The sequence below is a fragment of the Pseudoalteromonas sp. APAL1 genome, assembly GCF_021532475.1.
GTDB classification, from domain to species: domain Bacteria; phylum Pseudomonadota; class Gammaproteobacteria; order Enterobacterales; family Alteromonadaceae; genus Pseudoalteromonas; species Pseudoalteromonas lipolytica_C.
Genome location: NZ_JAKGAW010000014.1, coordinates 37,367 through 59,778, shown reverse-complemented (window position 1 = coordinate 59,778; position 22,412 = coordinate 37,367). Strand labels below are relative to the sequence as shown.

Here is a 22,412-nt window from a genome sequence, read left to right as displayed (position 1 = left end):
ATTGAGCAATTATCATAAACCAGTGACTGTTATCTAAAAGGTATTTAACTCACTAATTCCTACTTACCGGGCAATAAATGCGCTAAAATCGCAGGCTATTTTAGTTATGAGCCCACACCTTTTATGACCTCAACCGTAAACCCTAGCAATTTCAACGAGCTTGGTCTTATTCCTGAGCTACTTGCTCGATTATCTGATCTTGAATACACGCAACCGACACACATTCAGGCAAAAGCAATTCCGAGTATTTTGGCGGGCAGTGACTTAATTGCAGGAGCGAATACCGGTTCAGGTAAAACAGCGACATTTGCTTTGCCTATGTTGCAAAAGTGTTTTTTAGGTAAGGCTGTTAAAAAAACACAAGGCAAAGGTAACTTTGTTTCAGGGCTTATTTTAGTGCCAACGCGAGAGCTAGCTGTACAAGTAGCTGATAGCGTTAAATCATATTCTGCAAACTTTAATGGTGCGATTAAAACCGTTGCTGTATTTGGTGGTGTGTCGGTTAATACGCAAATGCAAGCATTGCGAGGCGGTGCAGATATTATCGTTGCAACCCCTGGTCGTTTACTTGATTTGATTTCAAGCAATGCCATTAAGCTTGATAAAGTAAACACCTTAGTGCTTGATGAAGCAGACCGCATGCTGAGCCTAGGTTTTACCGAAGAGCTTGCTGAGCTATTAGCGCTTATGCCCGCTAAAAAACAAACTATGCTGTTTTCTGCAACGTTCCCAGAGCAAGTTACACTATTAACCCAAAAATTGTTAAATGAGCCTGTTGAAATACAAGTTCAAAGTAAAGATGAAAGCACCCTAGTACAGCGCGTATTTATGGTAAATAAAGGTGAGAAGACCACGGTTTTAGCGCACTTGATAAAAACCCATAAATGGCGCCAAACGCTGATTTTTGTGAATGCAAAAAAAGATTGTGAGCATTTAGCAAATAAGCTTGGAAAGCGTGGCATCAATGCACAAGTATTTCACGGTGATAAAGGCCAAAGTGAGCGTACTCGCGTAATAGAAAAGTTTAAAAATGGCGAAATCGAGGTATTAATTGCCACTGATATTGCAGCCCGTGGTTTAGATATTGCTAAATTGCCTGTAGTGATTAATTTCAATTTACCGCGCAGTCCTGCCGATTACATGCACCGTATTGGCCGAAGTGGTCGCGCCGGTGAAGTAGGGTTAGCGTTATCATTGATTGATTATGAAGACTTTCATCATTTTAAAATCATCGAAAAGAAAAATAAATTTCGTTTAGAGCGTGAAGAAGTGCCTGGTTATACCTTAAATAAAGCGAACCTTGATGCCGCACAAGCACTTAAAAACGACAAGCCCGTAGCGAAACCTGCGGGAACAGGTAAGAAAAAGAAAAAAAATAAAGCTAACCAACAAGACGATGTTTGGAGTGGCTGGAAGAAACCTTAATAGCCTTAAAATAAACCCCGCATTGCTGCGGGGTTTTTTGCTTTTTAACAACCAGTTAAGAATTAAAAGTCAGTCGGTGCTGGTGGCACGGTGAGTGGCTTTTTCGGGTTGTCTTTTAGCTCTTTTAATAGCTCTTCTACGGCACGTTCTATCGATGGATCTTTACCTTGGTAGATTAGCTCTGGGCGGTCAACCACCTTGATATCAGGGGTGACACCTTCATTTTCGATGATCCAGTTGCCATCGTTATCTAAAATGCGGAATGTGGCCGCGATAACTTGGCCGCCATCGACAAGGCTTGGGTTACCTGAAATACCAATTAATCCACCCCAAGTACGGGTACCAATAAGCTTACCTAACCCCGCTTGGCGGAAGTAGTAAGGAATAGCGTCACCGCCAGAACTTGAGTAACCATTGATCAGCATGGCTTTTGGACCATTATGAGCAAATTGTGGTGTTTTCGTTGGCTCAACACCACGGCGCTTCCAATAATTAAGCGGTTTACGGGCAAGCCAGGTGATCATGTGCTCAGGAATAAAGCCACCGCCATTGTATCGGTCATCAATAATCATGGCGTCTTTGGTGGTTTGCGGCATGTAGTTTTTGAACATGGCGCGGTTACCTTCGTAGGCTGTATTTGGTAAGTGAACATAACCAATACGGCCATTTGATAGCTTATCAACGTAGGCTGCACGAGAGTTAACCCAATCTAAATAACGCAAACCTTGTTCGCTCGCTACAGGCTTAACGGTAACTTGCCATGCACCTTTGCTGCGCGGCTTACTGTTAAGGACTAGCTCAACTTGCTCACCTTGGGTGTTCTCTAGTAATTCGTAGAAGTTAGCGACATCTTTTACTGAGCGGCCATTTACGGCAATGATGTAGTCGCCGTTATGTGCTTTTACCCCTGTTGTACCAAGTGGTGAGCGGAAGTCTTCATGCCAGTTTTCACCTTGGAAGATTTGCTCAATTTTTACGTATCCAGATGGATCGCTGGTAAGTTTTGCACCTAATAAGCCGTGCTTTTTACGCTCTGCTTTTGGCATATCACCCGACTGCACATAAATGTGGCCCGAGTTTATTTCACCTGCGATTTCACTGAGAATGTAATCTAGGTCACTACGGTGTGAGATAGCATCAGCCATAGGTTGATATTTAGCTAAAATAGCGTCCCAATCTTGGCCGTGATGGTTTTCATCGTAGAACCAATCACGTAATGTACGCCAGCCTTCAACATACATTTGCTGCCATTCGATTTGTGGCTCAATTTTTAAGGTCATGTTACTAAGATCTAGCTTATTCGCTGCTAGGTCTTGTTTTGCTTTTGGCTCAATTAAGCTGTAATCGTTACCCGCATGCACTAACAGGTGTTCACCATTACTCGAAATAGTATAGCTGCTTACCCCTTTAGCCACAGTTTCAAGCTCGCTGTCGTGAGCTGTGCCTATTAATTGTAGGCCGCCATTAGCCAGTGTTAGCACGCCATCTTTTACAGCCGTTAAACTGCGATAATCTCCAGCTGGCGCATTTAAAGCGGTAACGCGCTGCATAAAGTCACTGCTTTGCAGGTTATTACTGTTTTTCTTATCGTCATCTTTTTGTTTATCGCTGACGATCGCTGTTTCATCACTTTGTAGTGCGATAAGTGGTTTGATACTGTCATTTACGGCAGCGGCATAAATACGCGTTGCACGATTAAACATGTAGTCAAACTCGTAGCTGCTAAAGGCTAAGTTAAAGTCGCGCTCAGAGCTGAAGTACAGGTATTGACCATCAGGAGAGAAAGTTGGGTTTTGCTCATTGGTCATTTCATCCGTTAAGCGAGTCACTTTCTTTTTATCAATATTGTAGTGCCACAGTGAGGCATAGCGGTTTTCATTGTTTTTTACATACACAATGTCTTCGCTATTTGGCGACCAAGTATACTGGCGAATACCTTCTTCATCGTAGATGCTGGTATCAATTTTGTGCTGTTTACCTGATTTTGCATCTATCCACCAGAGTGTGTGGTTCTTATCTGCAAATAACAGTTTTGAGCTATCAGGTGACCAAATTGGTGTAAAACGCCAAATAGTGCCGTTGCTGGTTAGCTGCTTAGTGGCATTGTTGTCGCTGCGATCTTTTAAGTAAATTTCGTATTCGCCGCTTTCATCGCTCATATAAGCAATATAACGACCATTTGGCGACCAACTTGCGTCAATCTCGCGGCCTTTTGCTGTGTAAGATAAATTACGTGTTGGGCCTTGTTTAACCGGTACGCTAAATAGCTCACCGCGGGCAGTAAAGAGTGCACGTTTACCATCATGAGAAATCGACATTGAATCGATAAAGTCACTCACATTTTTTGTGTACGGCATTGCGTATTGACGCACACCAGCAATGTTAATGCTCAGCTTAGTGCTTTTTTGAGTTTTTGGGTCAAAGCGATAAAGGTAACCACCATTTTCATAAACAACAGCATTTGGGCCAGCTGATGGCCACAGTACGTCAAAGTCTTTATGGTTGGTTAGCTTCTTTGGCTCAGCACCTTTTTGGTATTGATACAGGTTAAGGGTGTAATCACGGTCAGACACAAAGTAAATGTTGTCGCCAACCCAGGTTGGTTGCTGATCGGTAGCGCGGTTACTAGTTAGCTGCTCTGAGGTATTGTTTTTTAGATCGTAAACCCAAACATCTTGTGCGCGACCGCCTCGGGTGCGTTTCCAAGTACGAAATTCACGGTCAATCGGGGTGTAAACATATTTGCTACCATCTGGCGAAAGCATACCGCCGCCTGTTTCAGGGATAGCAAGAGGCTGCTCAAGGCCACCGTCAGCAGGCACCATGTATGGACGACCCATACGTTTACCCCATGGTGTGCGGTTAGCACGAAATACCACATTTTTGCCATCTGGTGTCCAATCGAGAACACGATAATCAAAACCACCGCGTGGTGGCATTGGGCCAACATCGTTGTAGTAAGTGAGTTGTTTTAAGCCAGAGCCATCGCTGTTAATAACATAAATTTGGCGGCTGCCATTGTACTCGGCTGCAAACGCAATGCGTTTACCGTCAGGTGAAAACTTAGGGAAGGTTTCAAAGCCAATATGGTCAGTTAAGCGTTTGCTTTCGCCTGTTTGCGTATTAGCAATGTAAATATCACCACCGTAAACAAAGGTAACATTTTGGTTATGAATATCAGGAAAACGCAATAAGCGCGTGTCTTTTGTTTCGTAAGCTGATGCCCAAGGTGCCAGTGTCGCAGCCATGGCCAGTGCCAACGTTGTTAGTTTTTTCATGGGATTACATCCTATTCTGGGAACTGTTACATCATAACAATTCAGTTTTAAATAGCGATGCAGTTGCGATGAACGCAGTGTTACAAAATGTGTCTAAAAATCAAATGATGGAATGGGGCTATGTATTTAGGGGAGTGTCGGCTAAAGCAGGCTTTAGCCGACAAATCATTACTTGTAGAATACTTCTACAGTTCCTTTTACTTTTAATAGTAAAGGTTGGCCGCGGCGATCTAGCGCTTTTGGAGAAGCGATTTTGATCCAGCCTTCGCTGATATTATATTCTTCAACGTCAAAACGCTCTTTGCCGTTAAGTTTTACACCAATTTCATGCTCGAAAACTTCTTCCACATAAAATTTACTACGTGGGTTGATAGAAAGTTGGTTTGGTAATTCTGGTTTTTGTGTATCAGTCATAGTTGCGATCTGCATTGAATAAATTGTGCGCCATTGTAGGCAATACCTGGCATTGGCTCAAGTATCTAAATGGCAAATTTATTGTTTACTCGCAGGCTTGTTCTGAATGTTCAACACACATGGCTACGGCTTCACTCTTTTTATCGAAGTCGTGTGTTAAGCAGTAGTCAAAACGCATGGTTAACTCAATCACCTGTTCATCGGTGCGTTCAGGCCAATGCCAGTCTCTCACTATTTGTCTTGCAGCTTTTCTTACTTCTTTACTAAAACGCTTAGGTGCTGAGTTTTCGATATTAAGGTTTTTCACAACACCATCGGGAGTAACTGCAAAGTTAACAATCGCGCAGCCACTACCTTGCTGATTAAGTAGCCCAGTTGGGTATTGCACATAAGGTATATGATCAAGACGTTGCCATGTTGGCTTACCTGTGGAGGTGTCGAGTACCTGTGCTTGAATATCAACAAAAGGGTTTCGGCCTGATAAATCAGGGTTAGCGAATGAACTTATAGATGTGCATACGAGCGTTAATGCGAAAAGTGATTTATTCATAGTTTTCCCTAACTTGATTGTTTTTTATTCATTTTTTGATACTAGAGGTGAATTTGCATTATGTAAACAAAAAAAGATAGGTAAAAATTCGGAACAAAGTGATTTGTTATACTATATCAATCTGTTTATTTGTGTTATTTTATAACAAAACATATCTTTCAATTTCTACAATTAAGCCTTATGAAGTACTCAACTCTTAGTTTAGCATTAGCTGCGGCGTTTGCAGCGAATACATATGCAGCTGATAACAGCGATATAGAAACGATCACCATTGAGCATAAACAAGCGTTCCGTGGTGATATTCCAACAAAAGATTTACCACAGTCGATCACCACATTAAGTAAAGACATGCTCACCGATAACGGTATCACTAAGTTTCGTGACGCACTGGATTTTTCTGCCAGTATCAGCCGTAAAAATAATGGCGGGGCGCTGTGGGATAGCTACTCAATACGTGGTTTGTCGGGTAACGAAAATATGCCGTCTGGATATTTAGTTAATGGCTTTAGTGGTGGTCGCGGTTTTGCAGGCCCGCGTGATGTATCAAATATTGAATACATCGAAGTATTAAAAGAGCCGGGCTCGGCACTCTATGGCCGTTCGGAGCCGGGTGGCACAGTAAACATTATTACTAAAAAGCCGCAGTTTTATCAGCAAGGGCAACTTCAAGCCGAGTTAGGTAGCGATGATCACAAGCGTATTCAAGGTGATTACACTAACGGTTTAAGCGATGATTTCGCATTTAGAATCAATGGTGCATGGCAAGATAGCGACAGCTTTAGAGACTATGTTCACCATGACAAATTCGTCATTACTCCTTCGCTTTATTATCAAATTAACGATAACTCATCACTGACCTATGAGTTTGAATACGTTGACCAACAGCAAATGTATGACCGCGGTATTGTGGTGCTAAATGGTGATTTTGATACCGTGCCTGAATCGCGCTTTTTAGGTAATCCAAATGATGCGCCAACTAAGGTGCACTCACGCGGTCATCAATTAAATTACAGCAACGATCTAAACCAAGATTGGAGTTTGTTATTAGGTGCCAGTTACCGTACTGCAACATTAACGGGTTTTTCGTCAGATGCTGAGCTTTCACCATCGCGACAGTCATTATTTGATGATGGCAGAACCTTAACTCGCCAACACAGATACCGTGATTATGAGTCAGATGATTTATCACTGCGTTTTGAATTGAGCGGTCACTTTGATATTGCTGGTATCACCAATCATGTACTGTTTGGTGTTGATGGTTACGATTATGAACTGCGTACAGGGCTTTATCGTTATCGTGGCGGTTATGGCACTTACACCATTGATATCTACGAGCCTGAGTACAGTACCACAGAAGGCCCTGAAGTAGGCATGCAGTACGAAAATAACGAACAGCAAAATGCGTACGGTATTTACCTGCAAGATCAACTAGATTTAACCGATAACCTAAAAATGATGCTAGGTCTGCGCTTTGATGAAATTGAGCAAGACATCTTTGAGACTAAGTCTGCTGTTGCATCAAACAGCAAAGAAAGTCGCATTAGTCCACGTTTTGGTGTGGTTTACGCACTTAATGACGACATTAACTTTTACTCAAGCTATTCAGAAGGCTTTTTACCACTAAGTGGCACCGATGCCGAAGGTAAGCCATTTGGTTTTGAAGAAAGTGACTCGTTTGAGGTAGGCGTTAAATTTAGTTACGCCAATATCAGCGGTACGCTTGCTTATTTTGATGCAAGTAAGAGCAATATGCTGGTGGCAGATCCAGTAAATGTGGGTTATTCAGCACCTGTTGGTAAAGCAAATAGCACAGGTTTTGAGTTAGACTTAACAGGGTCATTGGGTGATAACACTGAGTACACCCTATCCTATGCTTATGTTGATGCCGAAACTGCCACAGACAGCATAAATGTTGATTGGTTAGTGCCAATTCCTAAAGGCAGCCCGCTTGTGAACGTACCGAAGAATAATCTTTCGATTGGCTTAAACCATGACCTAAGTGTATTTGCACAAGACATAAAGGTTGGCGGTCATTATCAATATGTGTCTGACCGTTTAGGCGACCCAGCTGATTTAACCTTCCGATTACCTAGCTATCAAACCGTTGGTTTATTTGCTAAATGGCGAGCGACTGAACGTACAACGGTGTCACTGAATGTTGATAACGTGTTTGATGAGCAGTATATCGCCAGCTCTTACAATGCATTGTGGGCCTACCCGGGTGCACCAACACAATTCAAATTAGGTTTAAGCTATGACTTCTGAGCAAGTTAAAAGCCGTATTCACAGTATCGATATCATGCGTGGTGTCGTTATTCTGCTGATGTTACTTGATCACGTGCGAGAGCGGTTTTTCTTGCACATGCAGGTGGCCGATCCTATGGTGGTTGATACCACTTCGCCGGGGCTTTTTTGGAGCCGCTTTGCTGCGCACTTTTGTGCGCCAACCTTTATCTTTTTAACCGGTTTGTCGGCGTGGCTTTATAGCCACCCAGCAAGTGGTGTGGCGCGTTCGGCTCGAAGCTTTTTAATCAAGCGAGGGCTATTTTTAATCGCCCTCGAAGTGACCCTGATTTGCTTTTCGTGGATGGGTTACTACCACACAATATGGCTGCAAGTGATGTGGGCGATTGGCCTTTGTATGCTGGTGTTAGCAGCATTGATTAAGCTGCCACGCAACCTATTGCTGGTGCTTGGTTTAGTTATTGTATTTGGTCACAACTTACTGACTCCAATCAGCTTTACGCCCGATGAGTTTGGCTACTCGCTGTGGACGATTTTGCATGACCGAGGCTATCTATCACAAGGCGGTTTAATCGACGTCAAAATTAGCTACCCAGTGCTGCCTTGGATTGGCGTAATTTTATTGGGTTACTGTGCAGGCCCTTTATATGCGCACACTCAAGCAGCAGATTCGCGTAAACGAGCATTGCTGCTGTTAGCGCTGTTATGTGTGGGGTTATTTGCGCTGCTGCGTGGTTTTAATATTTATGGTGAAACCTTGCCGTGGCAAACGTTTAGCACCACAACCGAAACCATGATGTCGGTGTTTAACGTGACTAAGTACCCACCATCACTGAGCTTTTTGCTGATCACGTTAGCAGGCATGTTTGTTGGCTTATGGTTATTTGAAAGACCACTTAACCGCTTTACTAATGCGCTGCGAGTGTATGGCTCTGTGCCTATGTTCTTTTATATTTTCCACCTTTATGTACTGCTATTTTTGTATCAAATAGGCATGCTGATCTGGGGGGCAAATCAAGGGCAATACTTAGGAGTCAGTGATATATCTAGTATTTGGTTTATTACTTTATTGCTGGCAATAGGACTTTATTGGCCAACCAAGAAGTTTAGTGAATACAAGCGTAAGGCTAATAAGCCTTGGTTAAAGTATTTATAATTAACAAATAATAGGTTGCTAGCTCCCGTTTATACGGGGGCTGGCGGTTTATTAAGTTGCTATTTGGATGAGTTTTTGCGATATTATTTATATTATAATATTAACAGGAAGCTAATAAGATGACTCTGCCTAGTTCTCAATCTGCAAATGCTATTCGCATACTTGCTGTCGATGCCGTTCAACAAGCTAACTCTGGTCACCCAGGTGCGCCTATGGGTATGGCTGATATTGCAGCTGTATTGTGGCAAAACTTTCACCGCCATAACCCATTAAACCCAGACTGGTCTAACCGTGACCGCTTTGTGTTATCAAATGGCCATGGTTCAATGCTGCAATATGCATTGTTACACCTAAGCGGTTACGACGTAAGCATCGAAGATATTAAGCAATTCCGTCAGCTTCACTCTAAAACACCGGGTCACCCAGAATATGGTTATACTCCGGGTGTTGAAACAACTACGGGCCCATTAGGTTCTGGTATTGCTAACGCAGTGGGTATGGCAATCGCTGAAAAAACCTTAGCAGCGCAATTCAATAAGCCAAAGTTTGATATTGTTGATCACTTCACTTACTGCTTTATGGGTGACGGCTGTTTAATGGAAGGTATCTCGCACGAAGCATGTTCGCTGGCAGGTACATTAGGCCTAGGCAAGCTAATCGCATTTTGGGATGACAATGGCATCTCTATCGATGGTGAAGTAGAAGGTTGGTTCACCGACGATACGCCTGCACGTTTTGAAGCTTACGGTTGGCAAGTTATTCGTAATGTTGATGGTCACGATATGAATGCAATTGCGGGTGCAATCGAAGCGGCACAAAGCAACACGACGCAACCAACACTAATTTGTTGTAAAACAGTGATTGGTTTTGGCTCGCCAAATAAATCAGGAAGCCACGACTGTCACGGCGCACCACTTGGTCACGACGAAATCGTTGCAGTACGTGAGCAGCTAAACTGGCCGCACCCTGCATTTGAAGTTCCACAAGAGGTTTATAACGAGTGGAATAATCAAGCGAGAGGCCAAGAGCTTGAAGGTGCATGGCAGCAAAAATTTGCAGCTTATAGCAAAGCACACCCTGAACTTGCAAAAGAATATACACGTCGTGTTCTTGAAAAAGCATTACCAGCTAACTTCGCTGAATTAGCTGATGAGTACATTGCTAAATGCCAAGCCGACATGCAAAACATTGCGACACGTAAAGCATCACAAAATGCGATCACCTTCTTTGCTAACCAGCTTCCTGAGCTAATGGGTGGCTCTGCCGACCTTGCCGGTTCTAACTTAACCTTATGGCCAGAAGCAAAAGGTTTACAAGATGCTGCTGATGGTAACTACGTATTCTATGGCGTACGTGAGTTTGGTATGAGCGCAATCATGAATGGTATTGCATTACATGGTGGCTTCATTCCATTTGGCGCAACTTTCTTAATGTTTATGGAATACGCACGTAATGCAGTACGTATGGCAGCATTAATGAAAGCGCAGAGCATTTTTGTGTATACCCATGACTCAATCGGTCAAGGTGAAGATGGTCCAACTCACCAACCAATCGAGCAAATCGCTAACCTTCGCATGACACCAAATATGACTGCATGGCGTCCGTGTGATGAAACTGAAACAGCAGTAGCTTGGCGTCAATCGTTATTAAAAGAGACAGGCCCAAGTTCACTTATCTTCAGCCGTCAGGGTACCAAAGCAATGGCACGTGATGCACAGCAAGTTGCTGACATTGCAAAAGGGGGTTATGTACTTGTTGATAGCGAACAAACTGCAGAGCTTATCCTTATTGCAACGGGTTCTGAGGTAGAGTTAGCTGTGAATGCTGCTGCTGAGCTAAAAGCACAAGGCAAGCAAGTTCGCGTGGTATCTATGCCATCAACGAATCAGTTTGATAGCCAAGATAAAGCATATCGTCAAAGCGTGCTACCAGCGGGTATACCTAAGATTGCTGTTGAAGCTGCACACCGTGACTTCTGGTTCAAGTATGTTGGCCAAGATGGTGATGTACTAGGCATGGACACATTTGGTGAGTCAGCGCCAGGCGCGGTATTGCTTGAGCATTTTGGTTTCACAGTGGCAAATCTAGTTGCAAAAGCAAACGCATTACTTGCTGAATAATGTGACTGGTAAAAAATTATCGTAATCGCAACACGATAAGCCTGCTTTTACTAAAAGGCAGGCAATAAAAAAGCCCGCAAACTTTGGTTTGCGGGCTTTTTGCTGCTTAAACAATCGGTTTAAACTAATTCGCTTAAGATTGACTCTAGTTTTTCTTGGTCAATTGCGAATTGACGAATACCTTGGCTTAGCTTTTCAGTTGCCATAGCATCTTCATTCATTTCCCAGCGGAAAGCTTGCTCAGTCATGGCTGCTGGCGCTTCAGCTTTTTCTGTTGCTGGTAATAGTTTTTGAGTTAATGGTGCGTCAGTTGCAGCTAGTTCAGCAAGTAACTTAGGGCTGATAGTTAAACGGTCACAACCTGCTAATTCTTGGATTTCACCGATGTTACGGAAGCTTGCGCCCATTACAATCGTTTCGTAGCCGTGCTTTTTGAAGTAGTTATAGATATGCGTGACTGACTTAACGCCCGGATCGTTAGCACCGTCGAAATCAGCGCTTGCATCTTGTGCTTTGTACCAGTCAAGAATACGACCAACGAATGGTGAAATTAGGTAAGCACCCACTTCGGCACAAGCACGTGCTTGAGCAAATGCAAATACCAGCGTTAGGTTACAACGGATACCTTGTGCTTCAAGTACCTTAGCTGCTTGAATACCTTCCCATGTTGAAGCAATTTTGATTAACACGCGCGATGTGTCGATACCTTGCTCTTTATATAAAGCAACAAGCTCAAGTGCTTTATCAACAGTTGCTTGAGTATCAAATGACAAACGCGCATCTACTTCTGTTGAAACTAAACCTGGCACTTGCTCCATTAATTTAGAGCCAATTAATACCGCTAGCTTGTCAGCTGCTTTTGTTACAACTTCAGCTGCGTCACTGCTTTGTGCTTTTGCCCATGATACGGCCTCTGCAGCAAGTGGGCGATATTTCTCAATTTGAATCGCGTTTAAGATTAGTGATGGGTTTGTTGTTGCATCTTGCGGTTTATACTCGTTGATTGCTTCAAAATCACCCGTGTCAGCAACAACGGTTGTCACTGCTTTAAGTTGTTCTAATTGACTAGACATAGTTATCCCATTCTTATCATACAAAAGTTAATGTAGTGGCTTTAACCTATTATTTGTGCTGAAAAAACAATCTAATCTACCAGAGAAACTGCGCAATAAATCGCCCGCCAGCAGCAAATAATCCTGTTAATAATATTTTTATAATACCTTTACAATCTGGTATTGTTGATATTATCATACAAATAAAGATAATGACTAACAATGTTAGTAAGCAATTAGTGAAAGGTAATTATGTCTCGTTATACGTTGGGATTAGACTACGGGTCGGACTCGGTAAGAGCATTACTCGTTGATGTTGCGACTGGTGAAGAACTTGCCAGCCATTTAGTAAACTACCCGCGCTGGGCTCAAGGTTTATATTGTGACCCAAGTAAAGATCAGTTTCGTCAGCATCCACAAGACTATATTGATAGCCTTGTAGAAGTAGTTAATGGTCTTTGGTCACAAGTTCCAGCGGGTACTGCAGACAAAGTAGTGGGTATGAGCTTTGATACGACAGGCTCAACACCTGTGGCAATTAATAGCCAAGGTACACCACTGGCATTAACTGAAGAATTTGCAGAAAACCCAAATGCGATGTTCATTTTGTGGAAAGACCATACGTCTATTAAAGAAGCAAATGAAATCACTGAAGCTGCAACTAACAACGATGTGAACTACCTTTCACACATGGGCGGTATCTACTCTTCTGAGTGGTACTGGGCCAAAGCATTACATATTTTCCGCGTTGATAGCAGTGTTAAAGCAGCCACATATTCATGGGTTGAGCACTGCGATTGGATGACCGCGCTAATGTGCGGCACAACACACCCTGAAGCATTAAAGCTAGGTCGTTGTGCAACGGGCCACAAACAAATGTGGAACGAGCAGTGGGGCGGTTTCCCACCAAATAGTTTCTTCAGCAATATCGATCCACTATTAGATGGTGTTGTTGATACGTTAAATGCAACTACAGAGCCAAGCGACCAAGTTGCTGGTAACTTAACTGCTGAGTGGGCCGAGAAGCTAGGTTTACCACAAGGCATTGTTGTTGGTTACGGTGCATTTGACTGTCACATGGGGGCAGTCGCTGCCAATGTTCGCCCTGGCGTTTTAACTAAAGTAATGGGTACTTCAACCTGTGACATCACAGTAACGTCTAAAGAACAACTAGGTGATACTTGCGTTAAAGGTATTTGTGGTCAAGTTGATGGCTCAGTGATCCCTGGGTTAATTGGCTTAGAAGCCGGTCAGTCAGCATTCGGTGACTTATACGCATGGTTCAAGAACCTAGTACTTTGGCCAACTCGCCAACTTACAAATCTATCTGACGCTGAACAAGCGTTAGTTAACAAGCTAGAAGATTCAATCTTAGTTGATCTATCAAAAGCAGCGGCAGCACTGCCTGTAACAAGCAACGATGTAACGGCGCTTGATTGGGTAAATGGTCGTCGTACGCCAGATGCTGACCAAAGCGTTGCCATGGCATTAACAGGCTTAAAGATGGGCACTGATGCACCTAAGTTCTTCAAAGCACTTGTTGAAGCAACTGCGTTTGGCGCACGTGCTATCACTGAGCGTTTCCGTAGCGAAGGCGTACCAATCGAGTCAGTGGTTGTTATCGGCGGTATCTCTAAAAAATCAGACTACGTAATGCAAACCTGCGCTGATGTTTGGAACTGCCCAATCGACGTTTTAGAAAGTGAGCAAAGCTGTGCATTGGGTGCGGCAATTATGGCTGCGGTTGCTGCGGGTGAGCACGCAACAGTGGCAGATGCTCAAAAAGTTATGGCGTCGTCTGTATGTCATCAGTATTTACCAAACCCTGAGCGCGTTGCTGTGTATGACGAGCTTTATGCGAACTACCAAGCACTTGCAAGCTATGTAAACGGAGACAAAGCATGAGTTTTACTGAACTAAAACGTGAAGTCTATGAAGCGAACATGGAGCTGCAACGTCGTGGCTTAGTAATTTATACCTTTGGTAACGTATCGCAAATCGACCGCGACAAAGGCGTGATTGCGATTAAACCAAGTGGTGTTTCGTACGACCAAATGAAAGCCGACGACATGGTTATCGTTGACCTTGAAAACAACATTGTTGAAGGGTCTATGCGTCCGTCTTCTGACACTAAAACACATGTTCATTTATATCGCCACTTTGATTCAATTGGCGGTGTAACACACACGCATTCGACCTATGCAACTGCATGGGCGCAAGCAAAACAAAGCATTCCTTGCCTTGGCACAACTCACGCTGACTATGTACACGGTGACATCACCTGTACTCGTGAGCTAACCGATGAGCAAGTGAATGGCGATTATGAATTAGAAACCGGTATTCAAATTACTGATGCGTATCAAGACCGCGATCCGAAAGCTGCACCTATGGTGATTGTTGCGGGTCATGCGCCTTTCACGTGGGGTAAAGATGCCGCTCAGTCTGTATACCATGCCGCGCTACTCGAAGAGATTGCACGCATGGCGTATTTAACACGCACTTTAGATCCACACGCAGCTGAACTTAAAAAAGCAGTGATGGATAAACATTATCTACGTAAGCACGGTAAAAACGCGTATTACGGCCAGAGCAAATAGCAAGAATTTAGAGGATTATTAACATGACGACGATGACGAAAGAAGTCTGGTTTGTTACCGGCTCACAACATCTTTATGGTCCTAAGGTGTTAGAAACGGTTGCCAAAGACAGCGAAGCAATTGTAGCGGGCTTAAACAGCGAAGCTAATCTACCAGTAAACTTGGTATGTAAGCCTACCGTTAAGTCACCTGAAGAAATTCACGCTGTTTGCCAAGCGGCAAATACGGATCCTAACTGTATTGGCTTAGTATTATGGATGCACACTTTCTCACCTGCGAAAATGTGGATTGCTGGCCTAAGCGAATTACGTAAGCCTTGGTTACACCTTCATACTCAGTTCAATGCAGCCCTTCCTTGGTCTGACATCAACATGAACTACATGAATACGCACCAAAGTGCACACGGTGACCGTGAGTTCGGTTTCATCGGTACTGTAATGCGTAAAGAGCGTAAAGTTGTTGCAGGTCACTGGCAACGTGCTGACGTACAACAGCAGTTAGATGACTGGTGTCGTGCGACAAAAGGTTGGGCAGAAAGCCAAACACTTAAAGTTGCGCGTTTTGGCGACAATATGCGTCAAGTTGCAGTTACTGAAGGTAACAAAGTTTCAGCGCAAATTACCTTTGGTTATGAAGTACACGCGTTTGGTGTCGCTGAGCTTGTAAAAGTGGTTGATACAATCACAGAAGACGAAATCGATGCACAGTTAGAGCTATATAAGCAAGACTACGTAATTGCTGACGAAACTCTACAAGACGATTACGCAGTGAAAATGCTACGTAACGAAGCACGTTTAGAGCTTGGTATGGAGCGTTTCTTAGAGAAAGGCGGCTTTAAAGCATTCACAAACTGTTTTGAAGACTTATCAGGCCTGTCTGGTCTTCCGGGTCTTGCTACACAGCGCCTAATGTCGAAAGGCTATGGTTACGGTGGTGAGGGTGACTGGAAAACAGCTGCTATGGTTCGCATCATGAAAGTAATGGGTGAAGGCCGTGACGGTGGTTGTTCATTCATGGAAGATTACACTTACAACATGGGTGAGACTGACCAAGTACTTGGCGCGCACATGTTAGAAGTGTGTCCTTCAATTGCAGCACAAAAGCCACGTCTTGAAGTTCACCAGCACACTATCGGCGTGAAATGTGATGTAGGTCGTTTATTGTTTACAGCAAAACCGGGTGCTGCAATCAACGTATCACCAATTGATATGGGTAACCGTTTCCGTATTCTAATCAACGAAGTAGATACAGTGGCTCCGCCAGCTGATTTACCTCACTTACCGGTTGCTTCAGCGCTTTGGGAACCAAAACCAAATCTATCTGTAGCATCAGCTGCATGGATCCACGCCGGTGGTGCACACCACACTGCATACAGCCAAGCAGTAACAACCGATATGATTATCGATTTTGCTGAAATGGCTGGCGTTGAAACGATGATCATCGATAACGATACGACGATCCGTGGTTTCAAAACAGAGCTTCGTCATAACGCAGCTTATTACATGCTAAAACGTGGCCTGTAAAACGAATATTTAAAGTACTTGGGCATGTGTTTAGCATGCCCTGTCAAATTTTGTTGTCGATTAAGCCAGTGATGAGCCTTGCTCCTCGCTGGCTTATGCTATTGTGAAGCGAAACTTTTTAGGAGTAGATATGATCGATTTAAGCGCCTACCAAGGCATTATTTTTGATATGGATGGCACCTTAATTGACTCAATGGGCAGTCATTTACAGGCATGGCAAAAAACCTGTGAAGCCTATGGCTATCCATTTGATTACGACTACATGTATAGCTTGGGTGGCATACCGACCGTTAAAACCATTGAAATGCTTAACGAAAAATTTGGCTTAGAGCACGATCCTCTGGTTGTGGCAAAAGATAAACACCAGTTTTGGGTTGATTTACAGCACCATCCACAGGTGATTGACGAAACCGTTGCTGTACTTGAGAAATACCATGGTGTATTACCTATGGGCGTGGGCACGGGTGCTGACCGCGAACATGCAATTGATCATCTAACAGATACTAATTTAATTAATAAAATTGGTGCCTTAGTGACTGCAAGTGATGTAAGTAAAGGCAAACCAAATCCAGAAACATTCTTAAAAGTAGCAGAGCTTTTAGGTGTTGAACCAAGTAAATGCGTAGTGTTCGAAGACACGCAAATTGGTTACCAAGCGGCCAAAAGTGCGGGGATGGATTGCATCATGGTGAAAGACGGCAAAATCCAACTTTAGCGATTAAATTTGCAATGACACCCTTATTTGTATTATAAAACTATAAATACAATTACAAAAAGGTTATTCATATGTCATTGCAATGTGTTTTCCAAGGTTTAAAAACAACTCATCAAACAGCCAGTTCGAACACGAAAAAGTCGCGCGGGCTTTATGCATTGTTGGTGACATGTGGGATTGCCCTTACACCAGCTTGTGCTCATCAAGGAGACAATATGACGACTTCCCCTTCAGCATCAATGACGGCCTATGGCGTACTTGCTGACCAAACACCCGTTAATCAAGTAACGCTGACTAACAGCAATGGTATTAGCGTTGATGTGATCAACTACGGCGGCATTATCACGCGTATTGAAACGCCAGATGCAAAAGGCGAAATGGGTAATATTGTACTGGGTTTAGATAACCTAGAAGCATACACAAAGGCGACAACTTACTACGGTGCAATCATCGGTCGTTTCGGCAACCGTATCGCAAACGGTAAATTCACCTTAAACGGCACTGAATACCAATTAGCGACTAACGATGGTGACAACCATTTACATGGTGGTGTGCAAGGTTTCGATAAGAAAGTATGGAACATGACACCGTTCACGACGCAAAACAGCGCTGGCGTTACTTTAAGTTTAGTGAGCCCTGATGGTGACCAAGGTTACCCGGGTGAAGTAACGACTGAAGTAACTTACATGCTAACGAATAACAATACGCTAGATATGCAGTTTATTGCTACAACAAGCAAGCCTACCATTATCAATATGACGCAACACAGCTACTTCAACCTAGCGGGTAAAGGCGACATTCTTGATCACCAAATGCAAATTAACGCAAAAGCAATTACCCCTGTCGATGGCGGCTTGATCCCAACTGGTGAGTTGATGGATGTGGCTGGCACACCGTTTGACTTCCGTACTGCTAAAGCAATTGGTCAAGATATCAAAGCAAGCAACGAACAACTGAAACTTGGTAAAGGTTATGATCATAACTTTGTGCTTAAAGACACGCCAAGCAATGAGCTTATCGAAGCCGCGACGGTTTACGAAGCAAACTCTGGTCGTACGTTAACAGTTTACACAGAAGAGCCTGCGGTACAGTTTTATTCAGGTAACTTCTTAGACGGTAGTACTGTGCAAGCGTCTGGCTTAGTGCATAATTTCAGAAGTGGTTTTTGTTTAGAGCCACAGCATTTCCCTGATGCACCAAATCAGCCAACGTTCCCAAGCACAACATTACTGCCAGGTGACGTGTATTCAACACGCATCGTGTACGAATTTGGTACAAAATAAAGGAACACAATCGTGAAAACAACAAAGCTTAAAAGCGCAATGCAAAAGGTTGGCTTAGCTAGCCTATTTGCCTTGTCGTTTGGCGCTCTGACGGGCTGTCAGACAACGGCTGAAGACAACGCAGCCAAAGCAGATGTAGCAGCCACAGCAAAAGCGCCAATTCAAGATGATGGTATTTTTACTAATCCTCTTTTCCCAAATGGCGCCGATCCATGGCTTGAGTATTGGGATGGTAACTATTACCTAACTACAACAACGTGGACATCTGAGTTAGTGATGCGTAAATCACCAACGCTAGCTGGCCTTGCTGATGCAACACCTATCAATGTTTGGTCTGATTCAAACCCTGAGCGTTGTTGTAACTTCTGGGCGTTTGAATTCCACCGCCTAAAAGGGCCAAACGGCTACCGCTGGTATATGATGTACACAGCTGGTACTGATGGCACTTTAGATAACCAACACTTAAATGTATTAGAAAGTGCCGGTGACGATCCTATGGGTCCATACGAATACAAGGGCGCATTAATGCCTAACGTATGGAACATCGACGGTAACTATCTAACATACAAAGACAAGCTATATGTGATCTACTCACAATGGCAGGGTGATCAGCAATTAAACATTATTGCTGAAATGGAAAACCCATGGACTCTGAAGAAGAACTCACCACATACGGTGATCACGCGTCCTGAGCTAGATTGGGAAATCAGTGGCCGTAAAGTAACTGAAGGCGCTGAAATTTTACAGCACAATGGCCGTACGTTTATGACGTACTCAGCAAGCTTCTGTAATACCCCTGATTACAAACTAGGTATGCTTGAGCTTGTTGGTGATGACCCACTTAAAGCGAGCAGCTGGAAGAAATACGATAAGCCAGTATTTGAGCGTACAGAAGAAGTGTTTGGCCCAGGCCATAACGGCTTTTTCACATCGCCAGACGGCACAGAAGATTGGTTAGTTTATCATGGTAATGATTCGGTAGAGCACGGTTGTAGCGCGACTCGTTCATTACGTGCGCAAAAATTTACTTGGAACGACGATGGTACACCAAGCTTTGGTAAACCATTAACACCAGGTGTTGAAGTCGCACCGCCATCAGGTGAATACGGCCCACTGGTAACGCGAGTGCAAGGTCAGCGCTACCAATTAGTGAATGCAACAAGCGGCTTATGTTTAGACATTGCAGCTGATCCACAAGATGCACGTGCAGTACAACGTCAGTGCGCAAGCACCAATGGTCAATGGGTTATTGATGCAACAACAGATGGTTTTGTTCGTTTAGCTAACCGTGAAGACAGCAAGTTCTTAGAGCTTGAAAGCTGTAATGATGCCGATAACGCTAAGGTGCAATCTGCAGCATGGCGCAATAACTTCTGCCAGCAATGGAAAGTAGCACCAAGCACAGATGGTAATGTATCTATTACTAACCGTTACACAGGCAAACCATTAGCGATTGCTGGTTGTTCTGCTGCACAAAACCAAGCGGTTTTACAGCAAAGCGACGCAACAGCGTGTGGTGACTGGCAATTACGCCCAATGGGTAGTGTTGTCGTATTAAGCCAACAAAGTGGTAAAGCACTTAGCGTGGCTGGTACGGTTAAAGCAGGTACCAATGTTGAGCAACAAGCTTACACGCATAAAGATGCACAGCAATGGTTCTTCGCACCAACTGATACAGGCTATGTAAGCCTTAAACAAAGCGCTGACAGCGAGTTCTGTGCTGCGGTAGCTGATAACGCCTTAGTACCAGGTGCCAACGTAGAAATGGCTTCGTGTGCAGCGAAAACAGCACAGTGGCGTATTGCTCCAGTAGAAGGTGGTGGTGTTATGCTGATCAACCGCTACACAAAGCAAGCACTTGGTTTAAGTAACTGTGGTTTAGCTGAAAACACTAACTTCGCACAACAACCTGATTTAGGTAATAAGTGCCAAGTGTTCCATCTGCGTGAACCAAATTAAGTTATAAGTAAAAAATCGACTCAACCAAAGCCACTTCATTTATGAGTGGCTTTTTTTGTGGCTGAAGACTGTAAGTTAGCGAGAGTAAAGTTCCAAGCTGAGCGGTGGGGTTGTTATGTGTGGCGTACCTCTCAGCACTTGCTCTGTTCATTTTTGGGTAGGTTGGGTAGAGCGAAGCGAAACCCAACATAATCCATCCACACCTTCATGACCCTTAATTAATTAAATAACCTAAAGGCTGCCATTGGCCACTATTTTTACTCAGACTCAGAGTTTCTAGGGCATGCTCCTTATTGGTGAAGCTTGTTTGAAATTGAACCACTAAATATTCGCCATTAGGCATTCCGGGTAGTGATGAATATTCTTGTACATCAAAATAAGTACGAGACATTACGCGACCAAGAGGAATACGAAGTTGCTCTAATGCCAAGCGCCATTTTGGCTCTGGTGTGGCTGTCTGAAATATGTGATCTGTTTGCTGCCAACTTTGCACGTATTGGCCGCTATCAACAAGCTTAAGCCATGCTCTTGCTGTTTCAATTGAAGTTGAATCTTTTGCTTGAGCAAAAAAGCTCATCCATAAACATGTAATCAATAAACATGCTTTAAACGTAAATCCATTTACTGAAACTAATAAAATGTTACGCATAGAATGACCTTACTTAATTCATGGGATGCAGCCATCTTACGTTTGGGTTGGTTAAATTCTATACTAAAAAAGTGCTATGAGAGGGTTGTTGAAATAGCTAATTAATACTTATTTCTTATTTTTTGTTTTTGCTCGTTTTAACTGAGAGTGAAGTGTTTAGGTTTACTTTAAATTATATGCTTTTGTTTTTTAAATATAAAAACTATGTTTCTTTACTGCTTATTTTTTAAAGTAAGCGCTTAAAATTTTGTGTTTTTAATGGTTAAGGAAGTTTCGTATTTGCTTGATCGATAATTCAGAGCCCGCATTTTCACTGTGTTTTGCCTCTTTTTAGGGAGGTAAGAGGGAGTTAGTGAGGGGAGAGTTACAAGAGTAAAGTTGGCTTTGGCCAGAAATATACTACCCAAATGTTGGGCCTTAGCTATTTGCCGTCACTTGAAAACCCTGATAATGCAAACTACCCTCAACGATGAACCAGCAAGGGTAAACTCTATATGGATAGTTCGCTTAATTCGTTACGAAAAAAAGCTGAAAAAGACTTGAGTAAAGCAACGCTTGATAGCAATGTTGTTTTGGTTGAAGACAGTGATCTTGATTTTACTATTATCAACAAAGTGTTATCACCTCAATATAATGTTAGCCGCTTCTCAACAGCTGAAGCATTGTTAGAGCAATTAGGTGATCTAAAAGTATCACTTTTCTTATTTGATTATCGGTTGCCCGGTATGGACGGTATCGACCTATGTCAAACCATTCGTAGTGTTCCTGCGTTTGAGCATACGCCCGTAATCATGTTGACGGGCGAAAATTATACAAACTTTGAATATAAGTTTTGGGACGCAGGATGTAATGATTTTATTGCTAAACCCTACAGTGCCGTAACACTTCAAAAACGTGTAGAAAAAGAGCTGAAATACAGTGCTTTGCTTGAGCAACATAAAGAAGCATCAATGATTGACTCGCTCACGAAAGTTTTTAATCGACGCTATTTAGAAGTGGTGATGAATCAACTGAGTGCAAGGTACGAGTCACCCGAAGTCTCTGTGTTATTACTGGATATTGATTATTTTAAAAAATATAACGACCGTTATGGCCATTTGGCAGGTGATGCAGCGCTTGTATCAGTTACTAACACTGTAAAAAGAGCATTAACACGCGACACTGATTTTATTTCACGTTGGGGTGGTGAGGAGTTTGCTGTTGTTCTTCCACACACTAACTATGAAGGCTGTCAGTTGGTGGCAAAACGAATAATAGACCTATTGCATGAAGAGCATTTACCCCATGAAGATTCACCCTGTGGCTACTTAACTATTTCAATTGGCGGGGTGACTGTTCCTGAATCTCCAAGAGATTGGAAGACACTTTTCTTAAAGGCAGACGAAAACCTGTACGAAGCTAAAAAGAGCGGTCGTAATCAATACTGTTTAAAGCCAGAGGTCTGAAC

Annotated in this window: 16 protein-coding genes; 11 read left to right on the top strand and 5 right to left on the bottom strand. The window is 43.2% G+C overall.

Annotated features, from left to right (window positions below):
- Nucleotides 1-123 precede the first annotated feature (123 nt).
- Nucleotides 124-1,425, top strand: a complete 1,302-nt coding sequence (locus L1264_RS09180; RefSeq protein WP_199527166.1) for a DEAD/DEAH box helicase — start codon at nucleotides 124-126, stop codon at nucleotides 1,423-1,425.
- Nucleotides 1,426-1,487: 62 nt separating this feature from the next.
- Here L1264_RS09180 and L1264_RS09175 read toward each other — a convergent pair whose 3' ends face one another.
- From L1264_RS09175 to L1264_RS09165, 3 genes are all read right to left on the bottom strand, one after another.
- Entirely contained in the window at nucleotides 1,488-4,703 is a 3,216-nt protein-coding gene (locus L1264_RS09175) for a S41 family peptidase (protein WP_199527167.1), read from the bottom strand.
- Nucleotides 4,704-4,871: 168 nt separating this feature from the next.
- On the bottom strand, nucleotides 4,872-5,117 hold the full coding sequence (locus L1264_RS09170; protein WP_171040424.1) for a DUF3297 family protein: 246 nt from the start codon (nucleotides 5,115-5,117) through the stop codon (nucleotides 4,872-4,874).
- Between the two features lie 85 nt (nucleotides 5,118-5,202).
- The gene (locus tag L1264_RS09165; RefSeq protein WP_199527168.1) at nucleotides 5,203-5,667 is read right to left on the bottom strand and encodes an energy transducer TonB family protein; all 465 of its coding nucleotides are present in this window, start codon (nucleotides 5,665-5,667) and stop codon (nucleotides 5,203-5,205) included.
- 180 nt (nucleotides 5,668-5,847) lie between these two features.
- Between L1264_RS09165 and L1264_RS09160 the strand changes: the two genes are divergently transcribed.
- From L1264_RS09160 to tkt, 3 genes are all read left to right on the top strand, one after another.
- Nucleotides 5,848-7,932, top strand: coding sequence for a TonB-dependent siderophore receptor (locus L1264_RS09160; RefSeq protein WP_199527169.1), 2,085 nt, complete (start codon nucleotides 5,848-5,850; stop codon nucleotides 7,930-7,932).
- Nucleotides 7,922-9,067, top strand: coding sequence for a DUF1624 domain-containing protein (locus L1264_RS09155; RefSeq protein WP_199527170.1), 1,146 nt, complete (start codon nucleotides 7,922-7,924; stop codon nucleotides 9,065-9,067). The genes L1264_RS09160 and L1264_RS09155 overlap by 11 nt, the downstream gene beginning before the upstream one ends.
- Before the next feature lie 119 nt (nucleotides 9,068-9,186).
- Nucleotides 9,187-11,187, top strand: a complete 2,001-nt coding sequence (tkt, locus tag L1264_RS09150) for a transketolase (protein ID WP_199527171.1) — start codon at nucleotides 9,187-9,189, stop codon at nucleotides 11,185-11,187.
- A gap of 119 nt (nucleotides 11,188-11,306) precedes the next feature.
- Here tkt and tal read toward each other — a convergent pair whose 3' ends face one another.
- Nucleotides 11,307-12,260 carry a transaldolase gene (gene tal / locus L1264_RS09145; RefSeq protein ID WP_062566356.1) on the bottom strand — a complete coding sequence of 318 codons (954 nt, stop codon included), beginning with the start codon at nucleotides 12,258-12,260 and terminating at the stop codon, nucleotides 11,307-11,309.
- Between the two features lie 231 nt (nucleotides 12,261-12,491).
- Here tal and L1264_RS09140 point away from each other — a divergent pair, with 231 nt between their 5' ends.
- The 6 genes from L1264_RS09140 (at nucleotide 12,492) to L1264_RS09115 (ending at nucleotide 20,316) form a co-directional block, all read left to right on the top strand.
- Complete coding sequence (locus L1264_RS09140) at nucleotides 12,492-14,144, top strand: ribulokinase (protein WP_199527172.1); 1,653 nt, start codon at nucleotides 12,492-12,494, stop codon at nucleotides 14,142-14,144.
- On the top strand, nucleotides 14,141-14,836 hold the full coding sequence (locus tag L1264_RS09135; protein ID WP_063528078.1) for an L-ribulose-5-phosphate 4-epimerase: 696 nt from the start codon (nucleotides 14,141-14,143) through the stop codon (nucleotides 14,834-14,836). Before L1264_RS09140 ends, L1264_RS09135 begins: the two co-directional genes overlap by 4 nt.
- A 23-nt stretch (nucleotides 14,837-14,859) precedes the next feature.
- Nucleotides 14,860-16,359: an L-arabinose isomerase gene (gene araA / locus L1264_RS09130; protein WP_235403888.1), complete on the top strand. Its 1,500-nt coding sequence runs from the start codon at nucleotides 14,860-14,862 to the stop codon at nucleotides 16,357-16,359.
- A 130-nt stretch (nucleotides 16,360-16,489) separates the two neighbouring features.
- The gene (locus tag L1264_RS09125) at nucleotides 16,490-17,074 is read left to right on the top strand and encodes an HAD family hydrolase (RefSeq protein WP_199527174.1); all 585 of its coding nucleotides are present in this window, start codon (nucleotides 16,490-16,492) and stop codon (nucleotides 17,072-17,074) included.
- Between the two features lie 71 nt (nucleotides 17,075-17,145).
- Nucleotides 17,146-18,357: an aldose epimerase family protein gene (locus tag L1264_RS09120; RefSeq protein ID WP_199527175.1), complete on the top strand. Its 1,212-nt coding sequence runs from the start codon at nucleotides 17,146-17,148 to the stop codon at nucleotides 18,355-18,357.
- A 12-nt stretch (nucleotides 18,358-18,369) separates the two neighbouring features.
- Nucleotides 18,370-20,316: an RICIN domain-containing protein gene (locus L1264_RS09115; protein ID WP_235403887.1), complete on the top strand. Its 1,947-nt coding sequence runs from the start codon at nucleotides 18,370-18,372 to the stop codon at nucleotides 20,314-20,316.
- A 214-nt stretch (nucleotides 20,317-20,530) separates the two neighbouring features.
- On the opposite strand, the gene L1264_RS09110 is transcribed toward L1264_RS09115, so the two are convergent.
- On the bottom strand, nucleotides 20,531-20,965 hold the full coding sequence (locus tag L1264_RS09110) for a DUF4019 domain-containing protein (protein WP_135923044.1): 435 nt from the start codon (nucleotides 20,963-20,965) through the stop codon (nucleotides 20,531-20,533).
- Between the two features lie 494 nt (nucleotides 20,966-21,459).
- On the opposite strand from L1264_RS09110, the gene L1264_RS09105 reads away from it, so the two are divergent.
- Entirely contained in the window at nucleotides 21,460-22,410 is a 951-nt protein-coding gene (locus tag L1264_RS09105) for a GGDEF domain-containing response regulator (RefSeq protein WP_199527176.1), read from the top strand.
- Nucleotides 22,411-22,412: the final 2 nt, after the last annotated feature.

Bases quoted from the DNA above. Each gene is read 5' to 3' on its own strand.
- L1264_RS09180 (WP_199527166.1), top strand. From the start codon at position 124: ATGACCTCAACCGTAAACCCTAGCAATTTCAACGAGCTTGGTCTTATT.
- L1264_RS09175 (WP_199527167.1), bottom strand. From the start codon at position 4,703: ATGAAAAAACTAACAACGTTGGCACTGGCCATGGCTGCGACACTGGCA.
- L1264_RS09170 (WP_171040424.1), bottom strand. From the start codon at position 5,117: ATGACTGATACACAAAAACCAGAATTACCAAACCAACTTTCTATCAAC.
- L1264_RS09165 (WP_199527168.1), bottom strand. From the start codon at position 5,667: ATGAATAAATCACTTTTCGCATTAACGCTCGTATGCACATCTATAAGT.
- L1264_RS09160 (WP_199527169.1), top strand. From the start codon at position 5,848: ATGAAGTACTCAACTCTTAGTTTAGCATTAGCTGCGGCGTTTGCAGCG.
- L1264_RS09155 (WP_199527170.1), top strand. From the start codon at position 7,922: ATGACTTCTGAGCAAGTTAAAAGCCGTATTCACAGTATCGATATCATG.
- tkt (WP_199527171.1), top strand. From the start codon at position 9,187: ATGACTCTGCCTAGTTCTCAATCTGCAAATGCTATTCGCATACTTGCT.
- tal (WP_062566356.1), bottom strand. From the start codon at position 12,260: ATGTCTAGTCAATTAGAACAACTTAAAGCAGTGACAACCGTTGTTGCT.
- L1264_RS09140 (WP_199527172.1), top strand. From the start codon at position 12,492: ATGTCTCGTTATACGTTGGGATTAGACTACGGGTCGGACTCGGTAAGA.
- L1264_RS09135 (WP_063528078.1), top strand. From the start codon at position 14,141: ATGAGTTTTACTGAACTAAAACGTGAAGTCTATGAAGCGAACATGGAG.
- araA (WP_235403888.1), top strand. From the start codon at position 14,860: ATGACGACGATGACGAAAGAAGTCTGGTTTGTTACCGGCTCACAACAT.
- L1264_RS09125 (WP_199527174.1), top strand. From the start codon at position 16,490: ATGATCGATTTAAGCGCCTACCAAGGCATTATTTTTGATATGGATGGC.
- L1264_RS09120 (WP_199527175.1), top strand. From the start codon at position 17,146: ATGTCATTGCAATGTGTTTTCCAAGGTTTAAAAACAACTCATCAAACA.
- L1264_RS09110 (WP_135923044.1), bottom strand. From the start codon at position 20,965: ATGCGTAACATTTTATTAGTTTCAGTAAATGGATTTACGTTTAAAGCA.
- L1264_RS09105 (WP_199527176.1), top strand. From the start codon at position 21,460: ATGGATAGTTCGCTTAATTCGTTACGAAAAAAAGCTGAAAAAGACTTG.